The 14,401-nt window shown below is 65.1% G+C and carries 13 protein-coding genes; 3 read left to right on the top strand and 10 right to left on the bottom strand.

Features of this window, described 5'->3' with window-relative positions:
* Positions 1 to 47: 47 nt before the first annotated feature.
* From ACX80T_RS03385 to ACX80T_RS03415, 7 genes are all read right to left on the bottom strand, one after another.
* Complete coding sequence (locus ACX80T_RS03385; RefSeq protein ID WP_019481427.1) at positions 48 to 1,397, bottom strand: Y-family DNA polymerase; 1,350 nt, start codon at positions 1,395 to 1,397, stop codon at positions 48 to 50.
* Positions 1,398 to 1,406: 9 nt separating this feature from the next.
* Positions 1,407 to 1,838: a LexA family protein gene (locus ACX80T_RS03390; RefSeq protein ID WP_019481428.1), complete on the bottom strand. Its 432-nt coding sequence runs from the start codon at positions 1,836 to 1,838 to the stop codon at positions 1,407 to 1,409.
* Positions 1,839 to 2,210: 372 nt separating this feature from the next.
* Positions 2,211 to 3,731: a CYTH and CHAD domain-containing protein gene (locus ACX80T_RS03395; RefSeq protein WP_459303702.1), complete on the bottom strand. Its 1,521-nt coding sequence runs from the start codon at positions 3,729 to 3,731 to the stop codon at positions 2,211 to 2,213.
* 7 nt (positions 3,732 to 3,738) lie between these two features.
* Positions 3,739 to 3,978, bottom strand: coding sequence for a hypothetical protein (locus tag ACX80T_RS03400; RefSeq protein ID WP_459303703.1), 240 nt, complete (start codon positions 3,976 to 3,978; stop codon positions 3,739 to 3,741).
* A 317-nt stretch (positions 3,979 to 4,295) separates the two neighbouring features.
* A complete protein-coding gene (locus tag ACX80T_RS03405; protein ID WP_019481432.1) occupies positions 4,296 to 4,916 on the bottom strand; it encodes an L-threonylcarbamoyladenylate synthase in 621 nt (206 codons plus the stop codon).
* Between the two features lie 28 nt (positions 4,917 to 4,944).
* The gene (locus ACX80T_RS03410) at positions 4,945 to 6,852 is read right to left on the bottom strand and encodes a M64 family metallopeptidase (protein WP_459303704.1); all 1,908 of its coding nucleotides are present in this window, start codon (positions 6,850 to 6,852) and stop codon (positions 4,945 to 4,947) included.
* The gene (locus tag ACX80T_RS03415; RefSeq protein WP_459303705.1) at positions 6,849 to 7,328 is read right to left on the bottom strand and encodes a hypothetical protein; all 480 of its coding nucleotides are present in this window, start codon (positions 7,326 to 7,328) and stop codon (positions 6,849 to 6,851) included. The genes ACX80T_RS03410 and ACX80T_RS03415 overlap by 4 nt, the downstream gene beginning before the upstream one ends.
* A 184-nt stretch (positions 7,329 to 7,512) precedes the next feature.
* Here ACX80T_RS03415 and ACX80T_RS03420 point away from each other — a divergent pair, with 184 nt between their 5' ends.
* Together ACX80T_RS03420 and ACX80T_RS03425 are read left to right on the top strand one after the other, a co-directional pair.
* Positions 7,513 to 8,727: a S8 family serine peptidase gene (locus tag ACX80T_RS03420; protein ID WP_459303706.1), complete on the top strand. Its 1,215-nt coding sequence runs from the start codon at positions 7,513 to 7,515 to the stop codon at positions 8,725 to 8,727.
* A gap of 6 nt (positions 8,728 to 8,733) precedes the next feature.
* Positions 8,734 to 8,964 carry a hypothetical protein gene (locus ACX80T_RS03425; protein WP_024475585.1) on the top strand — a complete coding sequence of 77 codons (231 nt, stop codon included), beginning with the start codon at positions 8,734 to 8,736 and terminating at the stop codon, positions 8,962 to 8,964.
* A gap of 60 nt (positions 8,965 to 9,024) precedes the next feature.
* On the opposite strand, the gene ACX80T_RS03430 is transcribed toward ACX80T_RS03425, so the two are convergent.
* The 3 genes from ACX80T_RS03430 to ACX80T_RS03440 form a co-directional block, all read right to left on the bottom strand.
* Positions 9,025 to 10,068, bottom strand: coding sequence for a hypothetical protein (locus ACX80T_RS03430; protein WP_459303707.1), 1,044 nt, complete (start codon positions 10,066 to 10,068; stop codon positions 9,025 to 9,027).
* Between the two features lie 8 nt (positions 10,069 to 10,076).
* Positions 10,077 to 10,868 carry an AfsR/SARP family transcriptional regulator gene (locus tag ACX80T_RS03435; protein ID WP_459303708.1) on the bottom strand — a complete coding sequence of 264 codons (792 nt, stop codon included), beginning with the start codon at positions 10,866 to 10,868 and terminating at the stop codon, positions 10,077 to 10,079.
* A 260-nt stretch (positions 10,869 to 11,128) separates the two neighbouring features.
* A complete protein-coding gene (locus ACX80T_RS03440) occupies positions 11,129 to 11,617 on the bottom strand; it encodes a PaaI family thioesterase (protein ID WP_459303709.1) in 489 nt (162 codons plus the stop codon).
* Here ACX80T_RS03440 and polA point away from each other — a divergent pair.
* The gene (gene polA / locus ACX80T_RS03445; RefSeq protein WP_459303710.1) at positions 11,616 to 14,393 is read left to right on the top strand and encodes a DNA polymerase I; all 2,778 of its coding nucleotides are present in this window, start codon (positions 11,616 to 11,618) and stop codon (positions 14,391 to 14,393) included. The genes ACX80T_RS03440 and polA overlap by 2 nt on opposite strands.
* Positions 14,394 to 14,401: the final 8 nt, after the last annotated feature.

Genomic DNA, 14,401 nt, shown 5'->3' on the forward strand with positions numbered 1-14,401 from the left:
GGTCGGCAGTACTTTCATCCAGTCGGCTTTTACTCAGTTGGCCTTACTCAGTCGGCTTTCACAATGGCGAGTTCATCCCACTCGGTGGTGTACCGGGGGGAGGAATACCGGCGGCTCATGGTCCAATCGGCCGGGGCGCACATACCGGCCCGACCCAGTCCGATACTTCCCGTACCGTACTTCTGGGTCACCTCACCGAGGAGCGCTCCGATGTTGCGCCGCTCGTGCACCGAAACGAAGACGTCCAGTTGCGGTTGAAACCCGGCGGGGGACAGATCGGTGAGCATCACCCCGGCCCGAGCGTAGGGGACCCCCTCCCCAAGGTGTCCCTCAAGGGCCCCGACAGCCGCCCGCGTCAGGACCACGGGATCAGCGGTCGGGGCGGGCAGTCTCACGGTCACGGACGGGAAGGAGGAAGCAGTCCGGTGGAAATGTGATGTGCCAGCAAACACGGTCATGCTCTTGGCGAGTTGCTTCGCCCGGGACAGGCGCACCGCCGCGGCCTGCGCGTAGAGACTCATCACCTGATGCATTCCAGCGAGCGTAGTGACCGGCGTCGAAAATGAGCGGGAAAAGATCATCTGCTTTTTGTCCGCGCGCTCCGTTTCCAGTTCGATGCACGGCACACCGCGCAGCTCCAGGATGGTGCGCTGCATGAGGACCGAGAATTTCCGTCGCATCAGCAACGGGTCAGCGGCACGAAGGTCAGCGATGGTAAACACGCCGATGGCATTGAGCCGTTTTCCGAGCCGGCCAGCAATACCCCAGACCCCGGTGACCGGGACCCGCGACATGATGTGGTCGATGTGGGCCCCGGGCATGGTGTCGAGATTGCAGACCCCACCCATCGCAGGGTTTTGTTTGGCCACCCGGTTGGCAAACTTGGCAAGGGTCTTGGTCGGGGCGATTCCGACGCAGACCGGCAACCCCGTGTGCAGCGCCATGGCGGCCCGGATGGCCCAGCCTTGATCCTGTAAGGACTGCGGCGAACCCGCGAGACCAAGAAAGGACTCATCGATCGAGTACACCTCCTGCCAGGCGGCGAAGCGTCCCATCAGCTCCATGGCCCGTGAACTCAGGTCTCCGTAGAGCTCATAGTTGCTGGAGCGCTGAATGAGCCCCCAGCCGGGGGCCTGGGCGGAGATTTTGAACCACGGCTCGCCGAGTGGAATGCCGAGGGCTTTCGCCTCATTGGACCGGGCCACCACACAGCCGTCGTTGTTTGACAAGACCACCACCGGGACGCCCGCCAGGCTGGGATCGAAGACACGTTCGCAGCTGACGTAGAAGCTGTTGACGTCGACGAGGGCTATCCGGGACGGTTTGGTACGGTCGGCTGCTGCCGCGGACGGGTAATGGCCCGGGCCATCGGGCACCCGGGAATGGTAATCGGTCATCGCAGCGGCTTACACGTAGTGCAGGCAGCGGGTGACTACCCCCCACACCGACAAATCGGACAGTTCAGCGACAGTGATGTCCGGATAGTCGCGATTTTCCGCTTTGAGGATGACCCCGGTGGCGCCAAGGTGTAGCCGTTTGATCGTCAACTCGCCGTCCAGGATCGCCACCACCACCGATCCGTGGTGGGGCGCCAACGACCGGTCCACGATCAGCTCATCCCCGTCTTTGATACCGGCGCCGGACATGCTGTCGCCGGAGACCCTCACGATGAAAGTACAGGTGGTGTCTTTGATCAGGTGTTTGTTGAGGTCAATCCCGCCGTCGTAATAGTCCTGTGCGGGCGAGGGGAAACCTGCGGGAACGGAGACCGGCGCGACGTCGGTGAAGTGGCCTGGCGGGGTTCCGTGTAACTGAGCAATATGGGCTACAACGGTCACGGCATCCCTCGATTAGTACATATATTCGAACGAAATAAGCGTAGCACCCGACCCGGACCTTTCAGCGGGGCAGCGTCAAAAGTGTGGTCGGCTCAGTGCTAGATTTCACGGGGACGCGGCAACACCACGGGCGGCTAATTGCCCGCCGGGTGACCGACTGAAGCGGAGTGGGGCACGAGGGATGGACTGGATCCGGTTCCCTGTGGTGGCGCTTGTTCGGGGGAGGCGACGTTCAGCGGCTATCTGCGGGGAAAAAAGCCGGCCGTGCTTATCTCGTGGGCCGCGGACGACAGCTCCGGCAGCTCGGCGGAAGCATCCGACCGTTAGCGGTTCCAAGGCTGGGTGGGGTGGGTCATGGTGTGTGCTTTCCGGTCAGCTGAGCTTCCTGATGCTTTTCCGGAATTTTCTTTCAGTATCGGCCTGGATCGAATTCTCGGCCTCATGAAGCACTCCGTAGGCGAAAGTGTTCTCTCCGGCCCGTCGCGCCGCACGGGATGCTTTGAGGAGATACTCCTGAAAGAGGACGCTGTCGCGGTGGGTTCCCAGAATGTCCTGGATCTTCTCCGACGACTTCATCGACTTTCCCACCTGCCCGCCGAAAGCGAATCCTGAGGCCCCCTCAACCGACCTGATCGCGTAGCGCAGGCGCTTGGACCTCTTGCGCACCTCATGCAGCAACTCCAGCTGTGAGTCCAGATCTGATGCGCGGCTGGCACGTTGAGCGGATTTCACCACGATCTCCTGCTGGCGGTTGACCGCTGGCGGAAGGTTCGTGGCAGCCTTCCCGCCGTTGTTCTTCTCGCCCTTCAGCGGGACCCGGGCGGTGAACTCGTCAAGGGCATCAAGGGTAGCGAAGTATTCAGCGGAATTGAGGTCCCGGAGGACCGCCGAGTAGGCCTTCTGGTACCGGGCGGCCGATGACTTGTCCAACCGCCTCATCACGTGCCGGGGGATTGACCCCGGTGGCCGGTTGGCAATGCGGGTCACGATCAGCGCCTGCATCACTTCCGCGTCACGGGCGGCGCTGAGATTCCGGCCGAGTGACTTCAGCCGACCTTCGAGCTCGCCCGCCGGGCCGCCCTCCAGCAGCGGCCGATAGGTCTTCAGCATGCTACGCAGAGTGCGAGCCTTCACCCGCAACTGGTGCAGCGAACCTGCCTGGTGGCGGCGCACCCGCGGATCCCACGCCACCAGTTCGGCGGCCACCTGGCGGAACGAAGCGGTCAGCACATTCCGGACAGAGCCGGGCTTACCATCGACCGGAGCGAGCTGGGGTTGGCCACCCATGGCCCGGGCCAGTTTCGACGTGCTGCCGGCTGGGGCGGCGCCAGCGTTCAACAAGGAGTGCTCGACGGCGTCCACCAGGGCCTGCCTGGCATCATCGGGAGCGGGTTCTCCGCCCTCCACTTCTGCTTCCCATTCCCGCCAGGACCGTTCGACGCCGGTGGTCAGGTCCTCTGCGTCGACCACATCGTCGCTGATTTCGATCAGCGGGGTGCCAGCCGCATCCACCAGAGTGGTGATGGTGCGGGTGGTCGTGATTCGTGCAACTGGTTCGAGGGCACTATTCCTGACATGGACCCGAATCAGATCGAGTACCTCCGACGGCGGTGTATCGCCCGTGCCGGACAGCGGCACCTGGACCTCGAGCCGGTCCGCGTCCGCCGGGAACTTGGTATGCCAGCCCTCGTCTTTGCCCCCGCGCCGCCGTCGCAGGGTTATTCCGTGGCGCAGCAGCGACCGGTCCGGCAGATCGAAGTACAGAGCTTCCAGAACCACGGTACCGCCGTCGTCCGCCCTGGCCACGCCGGTGATGCCGGTGAGGTCGGGGACCACCTCATGGGTGCCGACGTCGTACTTGCGTTCGATCTCAAGAGATTCGGTGCGTGTCATGGTCTTATTATTGCGTCTGGTGTCCAGCGCCCGGGTGTCCCGAGGGGACGGGCTGGACAGCTGCGCCGACCGCGGCAGCCGACAAATCGTCAAAAAGTTGCTGGGTTTCCCTCACATCCTGTGAGGTCCCGCCCGACCGGAGAATCACGTCGATCTCCGAATCGACCTGCTCCAACTGATGGAGGAGATCGTTGTCGGCGCCACTATCACGCAGCCGTTTGATGGTTAGTTCGTTTGAATAGCTCATGTCTGGCCTCCAGCCGGTCGACGGTGTTCATCCCCGGGCAAGGTCTGCCCTGGGCGACGGGTTTACTGCCGGTGCTGGGAAACCTCTAACGGTGCGAGTCGAGAGTGAGGCGCGCAGTTCGTACCGCGTAGCTGATTCGTGGGGCGCCTCGCAGGACGAAACAGGAAGGATCTTGCCTGTCTGAGAGCGGTGCTGTCTGTTCACGGGATACCTTAACGTGCTGGCTCGCCGTGCGGTCAGACGGTGATGAATGCCCAAAACGACGGTAACCGAGGCCGTCTAGGGCTGAGAATACCCCACGTAGCTGGCAACACCACTCACTCGAACCGGGACGGGTCGCCCATGCCGTGACGCACCACTTCGGCGGAGCCGCTGGAAAAGTCGATCACGGTGGTCGGTTCGGCGCCGCAGTCGCCCGAATCGATGACCGCATCCACCTGGTGGTCGAGCTCTTCCTTGATTTCCCAGCCTTGGGTCAGCGGCGTTTCCTGATCGGGCAGCAGAAGGGTGCTGGACAGCAGCGGTTCGCCAAGCTCGGCGAGCAGGGCCTGCACCATCCGGTGATCCGGAATCCTGACACCCACGGTCTTCTTCTTGGGGTGCAGCAACCGGCGCGGCACCTCCTTGGTGGCCGGCAGGATGAACGTGTAACTGCCTGGCGTCACGGCCTTGATGCTGCGGAAAACATCGTTATTGATGTGGACGAACTGGCCAAGCTGCGCGAAATCCTTGCAGACCAGCGTGAAGTGGTGCTTGTTGTCGAGCTTCCGGATGGAGCGGATGCGGTCCAGCGCGTCCTTGTTGCCCAGCTGCGCGCCGAGCGCGTAGCAAGAGTCCGTCGGGTAGGCGATGAGCCCGCCGGACCTGACGACGTCGACGATCTGCCCGATTGCGCGCGGCTGTGGATCGTCGGGGTGCACATCGAAGAATTTGGCCATGCGAAGAGCATACGTCGCTGGTGGCAGGTCAGGTGATACCCAGTTGAAACCACCCAGCCCACCCCGTCGATGCGTTCCACCACGTGCTGTAGACGACGCTGTCCGATCCGATGACAAATACATCCAAATGTTCGGTCACCCGAGACACGGCGGCGACCTGGCTGCCCGGTTTCGCGACGCCGCCCGAAATGTTGAACCATCCTGCCCACCCGGTGGTGTCGTGCCACCAGGTGCTGTAGATCCGGTTGTCCGTGCCGACGGTGAAGAGGTCCAGGTGGTTGGAATACCGCGCAACCGCAGTGACCGGTGATCCGGCGGACGCCACGCCTCCGGAGACCTGGAACCAGCTGCCCCAACCAGTGCGGGCGCTCCACCAGGTGGACATGATCTTGCCGTCAGGGGCAGTGGTGAACAGGTCCAAATGATCTGGGTGGCGGGCCACCACAGTGACTGTCGCATCAGGCCGGGCGAGCTGCGCGCCGACCTGGAACCAACGGGACCAGCCGCTGCGATCATCCCACCAACAACTCCAGACCCGGTTGTCGGTGCCGATCGTGAATAGATCCAGATGGAACGGGTACCGTGCGATGGCCGTGACGGTCGCCCCGGCTGCCGCTACACCCCCTGAGACCTGGAACCACCCGGACCAGCCGGTCCGCACGTCCCACCAGATGGACATGATCCTGCCGTCCGCGGCGGTGGTGAACACGTCGAGGTGGTCGGCGTACCGTGCGAGGACGTTCACGGTCGCCCCGGCCCGGGCAACCAGGGTGCCGAGTTGGAACCAGTTGGACCAGCCACCCGATGAGCTCCACCACGCGCTGTACACCCGGTTATCGGTCCCGACGGTGAACAGATCCAGATGTCCGGAGTACCGGGCGACGGCGGTCACCGGTGATCCCGCACCTCCCGGTGAGGCGATGCCCCCCATGAGCTGGAACCATCCCGCCCAGCCGCTGCTCTGGTCCCACCAGTTGGACATGGTGCGCCCGTCGGATGCGACGGCGAACACATCGAGGTGTTCGGGGTACCTGTCGATTACCGTGAGGGGCGTCTTCGCCCGCGCGGTCAACGCCGCCAGCGGTCCGATTCGGTTCCAGATCACCTGCCGGCAGATCCGGCAGAACGGCACCCCGAGGTCGCGCATCTTGCAGGCAAACTCCGGCCGGAAGGCGCCGCAGTGGTAATAGTGGGCCCCTTCAAAAGCCCCGATCGTCCCGTCGGCCACCGGGCTGGGACGTGAATCCACTGTGCTGCAGTCCGGGTTGGTCATGGTGGGGATGGCGGTTGCCGCGTTGACGGCCCACCGCCACTTCAGGGACGCCCGGTTCCGGTTAATCGTGACGTTCGGTGCCCCCGGCTCCGGACCGGGATGGTGGTCCTGGCCGGTTTCGTCGCCGCCAGCATAGTACGGGTACTCATCGGCGAGCCCGAACGCGGTGTGTCCCATCTCGTGGATCCCGATTTCGGTGGCGCTCGCCGCCAGCGAATACGTCCCGATGGATCCGCCGCTGCCACCGTAAATAGTCGAATTGACGATCAGCAGCACTGTGGTGAATTCCGGTACCTGGGCAGCAGCGACAGTCAGGGCTGTCGCGGCGTTGCACAGCAGCAGACGTCTGATGCCGTTGCCGCCGAACGTGGAATCGAAGTAGGTTCGGACGGTTGCGCCCGTGCCGCCCGCAGCCGCCGGATCGTCTGCACCGGAATCGGTTGACGAGACATTGACCCGGAAGATGTTGATGGCTGGAGCCAGTTCGTTGAATGGCGGTGTACCAAGGAACGCATTCGCCAGTGCGGTGCAGGCGGTGTCGAAGGAGGCCTGCTCTGCCGCCCGGAACCCATCCCCCAGGAGCACCACATTGAAGGCCCGGTTTCGCGGCGCCGAGCCCCGGATCTGGGTGGTGCCAATCACTGTCCCATCGGCGGTGGTCATTTCGTGTCACCTCGTCCCTCGATGGCAAAGCTGGTGATGTCGGTGACGCGGAAACCATCGAGTCGTCGGCCGTCCCCGCCGTCGCCGGGCGGTGCAGCATCCCGGCTGCCGGTGTCCTCCGGGTCCGGAGCCGCAACGTCGATCAAGGCGATGGACCGTGCAGCGGGCGGGGCCGGGACGACGACGGTGAAAGCGCCAGTGGGCCGCTGCACCTGGACCCTGGTGATGGGCTCGCCCGGAGTTTCCGGGAACACCTCAGCGCTGTGAAGGTCACTGGTCCGCACCGGCACCCGGGTCAGGGGCGCGTCGTCGGCATCCCGCACCTCGGCGTAGCGGCCGGCTCTCACCTCCGGGTGTGCATCAAACCCGGTGACGGCAACATCGACGGGTTGCTGCAGAATCAGCCGGACGTCGTCGCCGTCGTACTCGAAGATCAGCCTGATCGCACTGGGCGTGGGCTGGGGGTTATCGGTCATGGCGGTCTTCTTCCGGTGGGTCTGGCCTTCGTCCTATCCTCCCGTCACGGGCGTTACTCGGCTGTTACCGTCAATCAGCGGTCCAGGCTGTTGCCGCCCGGTGCTTCTCGAGTAACGCCGCAGTAACGTCGGCGGCGTTACGTTGGGTCTTTATCCCATAGGAACCCAGAGGTAGAGTGCCACCATGATTGAATCTGAGTCCTCAGGTAGCCGACCCCGCGGTCAGGAACCGGAGACCACCGGTCGTTTCATAGTTGTTTTCGCCGACGCCGAGGAGAACGCTCCAGGGCTGCTTCGGTCTGCTGCTGGCATGTCCCATGTCGCTGATTCCCGCGACTTCGGCACCCGTGCCGCATCTCCAGCCGACACTGAGGGAGCTGATGCCACGTATTATTCCCACCTCGGGGTTGCTGTCGTGTCCGCAGATCCGCAACAGCAGCGGGCACTCAGCTCGTCGTCCGACGAGGGCACCGTCATCTCCGTCTCCCCGGAACTCATCCACCACGTGCTCACCGACGAGCCCGGGGGAGCCTCGTCGTCGTTCCAGGACAGCGCGCAGCTCACCTGGGGGCTTCAGGCCGTCGCCGCGGACACATCCCCCTTCAGCGGCGAGGGTATCCGGGTCGCGGTGCTGGACACCGGGTTCGACTCAAGCCACCCGGACTTCGCCGGCCGGCAAATCACCGTTGAGTCTTTCGTGCCCGGTGAGACGGCCCAGGACGGGCACGGACACGGCACCCACTGCATCGGGACCTCCTGTGGCCCGCGGTCGCCATCCGAAGGCCCGGCGTATGGCGTGGCCTACGAGGCGGAAATCTTCGCGGGGAAGGTACTCGGTGACTCGGGGTCGGGCAGCGACGGCGGCATCATCGCCGGAATCGACTGGGCCATGGCGAACGGGTGTGCCGTAATTTCGATGTCGCTTGGGGCCGACATTCCGCAGGTGCACCCGCCGTATACGGCGGTCGGCCGCCGGGCGCTCGACCAGGGTCACCTGATCATCGCCGCCGCCGGGAACGGCGCGGACCGCCGGCAAGGGGACTTCGGCTTTGTCGGGGCGCCCGCAAACAGCCCGTTCATCATGGCGGTGGGCGCGCTGGACCAGCACCTCGAGATGGCCTTCTTCTCCGCGAGGACGCTCCCCATCCGGGGCGGGCAATTGGATGTGGCTGGCCCGGGTTTCCAGGTGCGTTCGTCCTGGCTGATGCCCGACCGGTACAACACCATCAGCGGCACCTCGATGGCCACGCCGCACGCTGCGGGAGTCGCAGCCCTCTGGGCGCAGGCATCAGGCTACCGGGGGCGGGAGCTGTGGTCCCTGATGGCTCAGGAGAGCCAACGGTTGCTGCAGGCGTCGGTCGACGTCGGCTCCGGTCTGGTGATGGCACCGCAGGAATGAGGGGTCATGATCTTCACCGTCACCGTTGATGACCTGCATCGTTCCGCGATCCAGGAGGTCGCGGAACAGTTGCGGTCCTGCGGGTTGGAGGTTGACCGGGTGCTCGGCAACGTGGGCATGATCACCGGCTCAGCGCCGGAGAACTGCCGGCCGGATCTGGAAGCGGTCGAGGGGGTGTCCTCCGTGGACGGTGAGACTCGCTTCCTCCTGCCTCCGCCCGACAGCGACATCCAGTAGCAGCGGCGTCCGGGACCAGCGACGTCCGGGACGCACTCCCGGCTGGCGCCGCGCAGTCGGCTACGGCCCGTTGGTGTCCGCGGTGCCACCGGTTTTGCCGCCGACGTCGTCGAGCACGTTTTGCGCCTGCCGGTCCACCAGCCCGGTGAACAACTGTTGGGCGGCGCCGAAGGTGATCGCCCAGGCCACGATCTGGGCGGGATTGTCCAGGTCGCTCAACCCGGGGACGAAGCCGCCGCGCATGAGCTGCAGTCCCAGTACTGCCGTCAGCGCACCTGCGGGGAGCTTCAGAATTGCCAGGGCCAGTGGGAGACCGAAGGGGGTCGAGGTACCCCTGACATGGCGGAGCGAAGCGGCACCTGAGACGGCCGCCGCTATCAGTCCGAACGATTCGATGAAGAACACATCCCAGGGCCGGGGCCTGTCGCCCGTGGGGCAGGCAACGCCCTCGGCTGGTTCGAAACACAGCCGCAGCTCCTCTGGCCGGATCCAGCCGGCGACGGCGAGGGCCGTCGCCAGTACGGTCAGGACGAGCGCGCCCATGATGAGCACGTTGCGGAAGCTGCGCACCCGCGAGAATTCCTCCCGGGACTCGAGGCAGGACGCCCTGAACGCAGCCACCAGGGTCATCCGCCCGGATTCATCCAGGGGGGTGCCAAGTGACGCTGCCACGACGTCTTCGACAGCGACCCGGTGCGGGTCTCCCCGCTTCAGGTGCTGCCGGGCGTGCGCCTGGATCCCCGGCAGTTGCGACTGGACGTAGTCCAACGGTGCCCGCAGCAGAAGTGCCACCTGAGCGGCGTCAAGTTGGCTGAGGACCCGTTCCACTACGGCTCCGTTGAATGAGGTCTGAATGGCCGGCGACTTCTGCTCCGCGACGGTGGACGCTTCGTTGAGGTGCCACGTGATTGCGTGGTCCAGGGCGGTCTTCGCGCTGGCCTGGCCTGGGGGCGCCCCCGCTGGGGGGTCGATGAGGCTGACCCATTCCGCGAGGGTCCGCAACTGGGCGGCGGTGGTGATCGCCTGTTCCCGCCAGGTGCGGTTCGTCGGTGGCGCGAGGGGAGGGGGTAACGGGGGTTGCGGGCCGGCAGCAGGCTCTGACATGGCTGGACCTACTCGAAGGACGGGTGCAGCATGGCGCTGAAGGTGGGCGCTGGTTCCGCGCGCACTGTGGGCTCCTGCGCCTGGAGCAGCGGACGGATGAGGTCCGTGATCCGGGTGGACGGCCTGACCCCGCACTCCCGGTTGAGGGTCGTCAGATAGGTGCGATAGCTGCGGATTGCCGAACCATGGTTGCCAGCCGCCAGATGAATCCGCAAGAGCGTCCGTTGCACGCTCTCCAGGAGCGGGTCCAACGCGACAGCGGCCGTCGCCGCGTCGAGGGCGGGCGAGAGCTGGCCCTGAGCCAGGTAGGCGTTGGCCAGGTCCTCCAGGGCGGCGAGCCGCTGCCTGAAGAGCCTGTCCTGATCTACCCGCAGCCAGTCTTCATCCCAGCCTGGCAGGAGGTCCGCCGTCCGAAGGTCGCCGGCCAGCCCCTCCCTTACCAGTGCACCGACGTCGAGCAGGCCCGTTCGGTTGACCCGATCCACGCGGGTGAGGAGCTCGTCGACGTCGATCACAATTCCCGGGGCGAGGGCAAGCGGATCGCTGGCTGGCTGCAGGAGACCGGGAAGCTGGTGGGCAATGTTCCACAGGCAGGCACGCAGGCTTCCCGAGGCTTGCGCATCGGTACGATCGGGCCACAGGAGCCCGGCGATGTAGCTTCGTCGGCGGCCGCCGCGCAGGGCCAGCGCAGCGATGAGCCGCTGCTGCCGGAACGCGACAGTGACCGGCTGGTGCTCACGTTCTAGACGCCAGTACCCCAACAATTTCAAATTCCATTGGACCGGAATGCTCGTAGACATACCCGTCCCCACTTCCTGCATCATCGGGGAGAGGCGCCCCCTATCCGCTGAAACGGTGAACCGCTGTGAATGCCAGCATCCTCAGACTTTCGAACCTTGTCAATGCTCCCGGCAATAGTTCATCCACTCCGGGGTTGCGGGGGCCCTTTCGTGCAGAAACGGCCCTCCGGGTCAGGACCGCCGCTTGCAACCGGCGGTCCTTCCCTCGGGGCCGTTTCAGGGGCCGGTTGGACGGTCTACGGCCGGGGTCAGCAGGTTCGTCAGCGGAGGTCGCGGATGATGTTGGTGATCCGGGCGGTGGAGAGCCGGCGGCCGTCGTCGTCGGTCATCACCACTTCGTGGGTGGTCAGCGTGCGGCCCAGATGGGCGGCTGTCGCGGTGCCGGTAACCAGGCCCGACGACGCCGACCGGTGATGGGTTGCACTGATCTCAATCCCCATCGCCTGGCGGTCCCGGCCAGCGTGCAGGCCTGCGGCGAAGGAGCCCAGCGTCTCGGCCAGGACCAGATGCGCGCCCCCGTGGAGGATTCCGGCAACCTGTTCGTTCCCTTCAACCGGCATGGTGGCAACCAGCCGGCCAGCGGTCATCTCGGTGAACACAATTCCCATTTTCGCGGCGAGGCGACCGATGCCGTGGCCGCTGAGCCAGTCGTGCATCTCTTCAGGCACACCGGCGGCGGCCAGCTCGGCAGCGAACGGGTTGGCGGGCGGTTCCTGTCCGGATGACTCCGGAGTGTAATTGTCGGTCATGGGAACTAGGCTGGCACCTGTGAGTCAAACAACCAAACCCGATGTTCCCGTAGCCGCCACGACTCTGACGGACGCTCCGCCGACGGCCACCGGGCCGGCCGACGGATCCCGTCAACGCCTCCTCGTCATTGATGGCCACTCGATGGCCTACCGGGCGTTCTACGCCCTGCCGGCCGAGAACTTCTCCACCGACACGGGTCAGCACACCAATGCCGTCTACGGGTTCACGGCGATGCTGATCAACCTGATCAGGGACCAGAAGCCCACCCATGTGGCGGTGGCACTGGACCTGAGCACCCCAACGTTCAGGACCGAGGAGTACACCGAGTACAAGGCGGGTCGCGCGAAGACGCCGACGGAATTCCATGGCCAGGTGGACCTGATCATCAAGGTGATGCAGGCGATGCACATCCCCACCCTGTCGATGGAGGGGTACGAGGCCGACGACATCATCGCCACCCTCTCGGTCCGGGCCGCCGCCGAAGGCTGGGACGTTCAGGTGGTCAGCGGTGACCGCGATGCCTTCCAGCTGGTCAACGACCGCGTCACCGTGCTGTACCCGAAGCAGGGTGTCACCAACATTCCGCAAATGGATGCGCAGGCGGTGGAGGAGAAGTACCTCGTCCCGCCGGACAAGTATTCCGACCTGGCCGCGCTGGTCGGGGAAACCGCCGACAACCTGCCGGGAGTCCCAGGAGTGGGCCCCAAGACGGCTGCCAAGTGGATCAAGCTGTACGGCGGACTGGACGGCATCCTCGAGAACCTCGACGCCATCAAGGGGAAGGTGGGGGACTCGCTCCGGGAGCACATCGAGCTGGTGAAGCGCAACCGCCGCCTGAACCAGTTGCACCTTGACCTGGACCTGCCGGTTGAGCTGGACACGATGGTGTCCAGGACCCCCGACCGACCGGCCGTCGAGGAGCTGTTCGACTCCCTCCAGTTCAACGTCCTCCGCAAACGCCTCTTCGACCTGTTCGGGGAAGAAGACGCCGCCGAGTCCCACGACGAAATGACCCCGCCGGAGCACGTGGTCCTGACCAGCGCGGCCGACCTGACCGAATGGTTCAAAGCGACCAACCAGGCCATCGCAGCCGTCCAGCTGGTGACCCAGTCAACGACCGGGAACGACGACGTCGTCGGGCTGGCGATTGTCACCTCGACCGCCGCGGCGTACCTGGATCTGGAGACGCTCGACGCTGAGGCTGAGCAGGTGCTTGCCGGCTGGCTGGGTGACCTCAGTGCACCCAAGGTGGCCCATGACTTCAAAGCCGCCTACAAACTACTCGCCGCGCGCGGGCTGAAACTTGCCGGGGTGGTGGATGACACGGCCATCTCCGGGTACCTGATCCAGCCGGACCGTCGGGCCTACGATCTGGCGGACCTGAGCCAATCGCACCTGAAAATGTCGATCGCGCCCGCCGCAGGGACCACCGGGGGGCAGCTCGCGCTCCAGCTGGAAGACGAGGATGTCGCGTCCCCCGCCGTCGCCCGCGCCTTCGCCGCCCTGCAGCTCAGCGAGTACTTCGCCGGCCAACTGGTGGAGCGGGGCGCCAACCAGTTGCTCGGCGGGCTCGAACTGCCCCTGGCCGAGGTGCTGGCGGAAATGGAGCTCACCGGCGTATCCGTGGCGATGGACCGGCTGGACCAGTTGTTTGATGATTTTTCGGCGACCATGAGCACCACGAGCGCCGAGGCGTTCAGGATCATCGGCAAGGAAATCAACCTGGGGTCGCCCAAGCAGCTGCAGGCGGTCCTGTTCGACGAGCTTGAACTGCCCAAGACCAAGAAGATCAAGACCGGCTACTCAACCGACGCCGATGCGCTGACTGACCTGATCGTGAAGACCGGGCATCCGTTCCTTGAACAGCTCCTGGCTCACCGGGACGCCTCCAAACTCCGTCAGACGGTCGAGGGGCTGCGGAAGTCAGTGGCCGAGGACGGCCGGATCCACACCACGTACGTCCAGACCATCGCGGCCACGGGACGGCTCTCCTCGACCAACCCGAACCTGCAGAACATCCCGGTGCGCTCCGACGAAGGCCGGCGGATCCGCGAGGTGTTCGTCGTCGGTGAGGGCTTTGACTGCCTGATGACCGCCGACTACTCGCAGATTGAAATGCGCATCATGGCGCACCTGTCCGGGGATGAGGGCCTCATCCAGGCGTTCCGCGATGGGGAGGACCTGCACCGGTTTGTCGGTGCCCACATTTTCGGCGTCGCACCCGCCGAAGTCACCAGCGCGATGCGGTCCAAGGTGAAAGCGATGTCCTACGGCCTGGTCTACGGTCTGAGCTCGTTTGGACTCTCCAAGCAGCTCGCCATTTCGGTGGACGAGGCCCGCACCCTGATGGGCGATTACTTCGACCGGTTCGGCGCCGTCCGCGACTACCTGCGCGGTGTCGTGGAGCAGGCACGGGTCGACGGGTTCACGTCCACCATCGAGGGCCGCCGCCGGTACCTGCCGGATCTTTCCAGCGACAACCGGCAGTTGCGGGAAATGGCTGAACGGGCGGCGTTGAACGCGCCCATCCAGGGTTCGGCTGCCGACATCATCAAGAAGGCGATGCTCGGCGTCGACGCCGAATTGCGCAGGCAGGGTCTATCCTCCCGCATGCTGCTCCAGGTACATGATGAGCTGGTGCTCGAGATTGCGCCCGGTGAGCGGGACACCATGGAGCTGCTGGTGCGCGAGCAGATGGGGGCTGCGGCTGACCTCACGGTTCCGTTGGACGTCTCGGTGGGTGTGGGAGCGAGCTGGCACGAGGCCGCGCACTAGCCCAGGCC

This window comes from Arthrobacter sp. Sr33 (assembly GCF_054511195.1).

Coding starts and splice junctions, on each gene's coding strand:
- ACX80T_RS03425 (WP_024475585.1), top strand. CDS start 8,734: ATGATCTTCACCGTCACCGTTGATGACCTGCATCGTTCCGCGATCCAG.
- ACX80T_RS03400 (WP_459303703.1), bottom strand. CDS start 3,978: ATGAGCTATTCAAACGAACTAACCATCAAACGGCTGCGTGATAGTGGC.
- ACX80T_RS03435 (WP_459303708.1), bottom strand. CDS start 10,868: ATGTCTACGAGCATTCCGGTCCAATGGAATTTGAAATTGTTGGGGTAC.
- ACX80T_RS03395 (WP_459303702.1), bottom strand. CDS start 3,731: ATGACACGCACCGAATCTCTTGAGATCGAACGCAAGTACGACGTCGGC.
- ACX80T_RS03440 (WP_459303709.1), bottom strand. CDS start 11,617: ATGACCGACAATTACACTCCGGAGTCATCCGGACAGGAACCGCCCGCC.
- ACX80T_RS03415 (WP_459303705.1), bottom strand. CDS start 7,328: ATGACCGATAACCCCCAGCCCACGCCCAGTGCGATCAGGCTGATCTTC.
- ACX80T_RS03420 (WP_459303706.1), top strand. CDS start 7,513: ATGATTGAATCTGAGTCCTCAGGTAGCCGACCCCGCGGTCAGGAACCG.
- ACX80T_RS03405 (WP_019481432.1), bottom strand. CDS start 4,916: ATGGCCAAATTCTTCGATGTGCACCCCGACGATCCACAGCCGCGCGCA.
- polA (WP_459303710.1), top strand. CDS start 11,616: ATGGGAACTAGGCTGGCACCTGTGAGTCAAACAACCAAACCCGATGTT.
- ACX80T_RS03410 (WP_459303704.1), bottom strand. CDS start 6,852: ATGACCACCGCCGATGGGACAGTGATTGGCACCACCCAGATCCGGGGC.
- ACX80T_RS03430 (WP_459303707.1), bottom strand. CDS start 10,068: ATGTCAGAGCCTGCTGCCGGCCCGCAACCCCCGTTACCCCCTCCCCTC.
- ACX80T_RS03385 (WP_019481427.1), bottom strand. CDS start 1,397: ATGACCGATTACCATTCCCGGGTGCCCGATGGCCCGGGCCATTACCCG.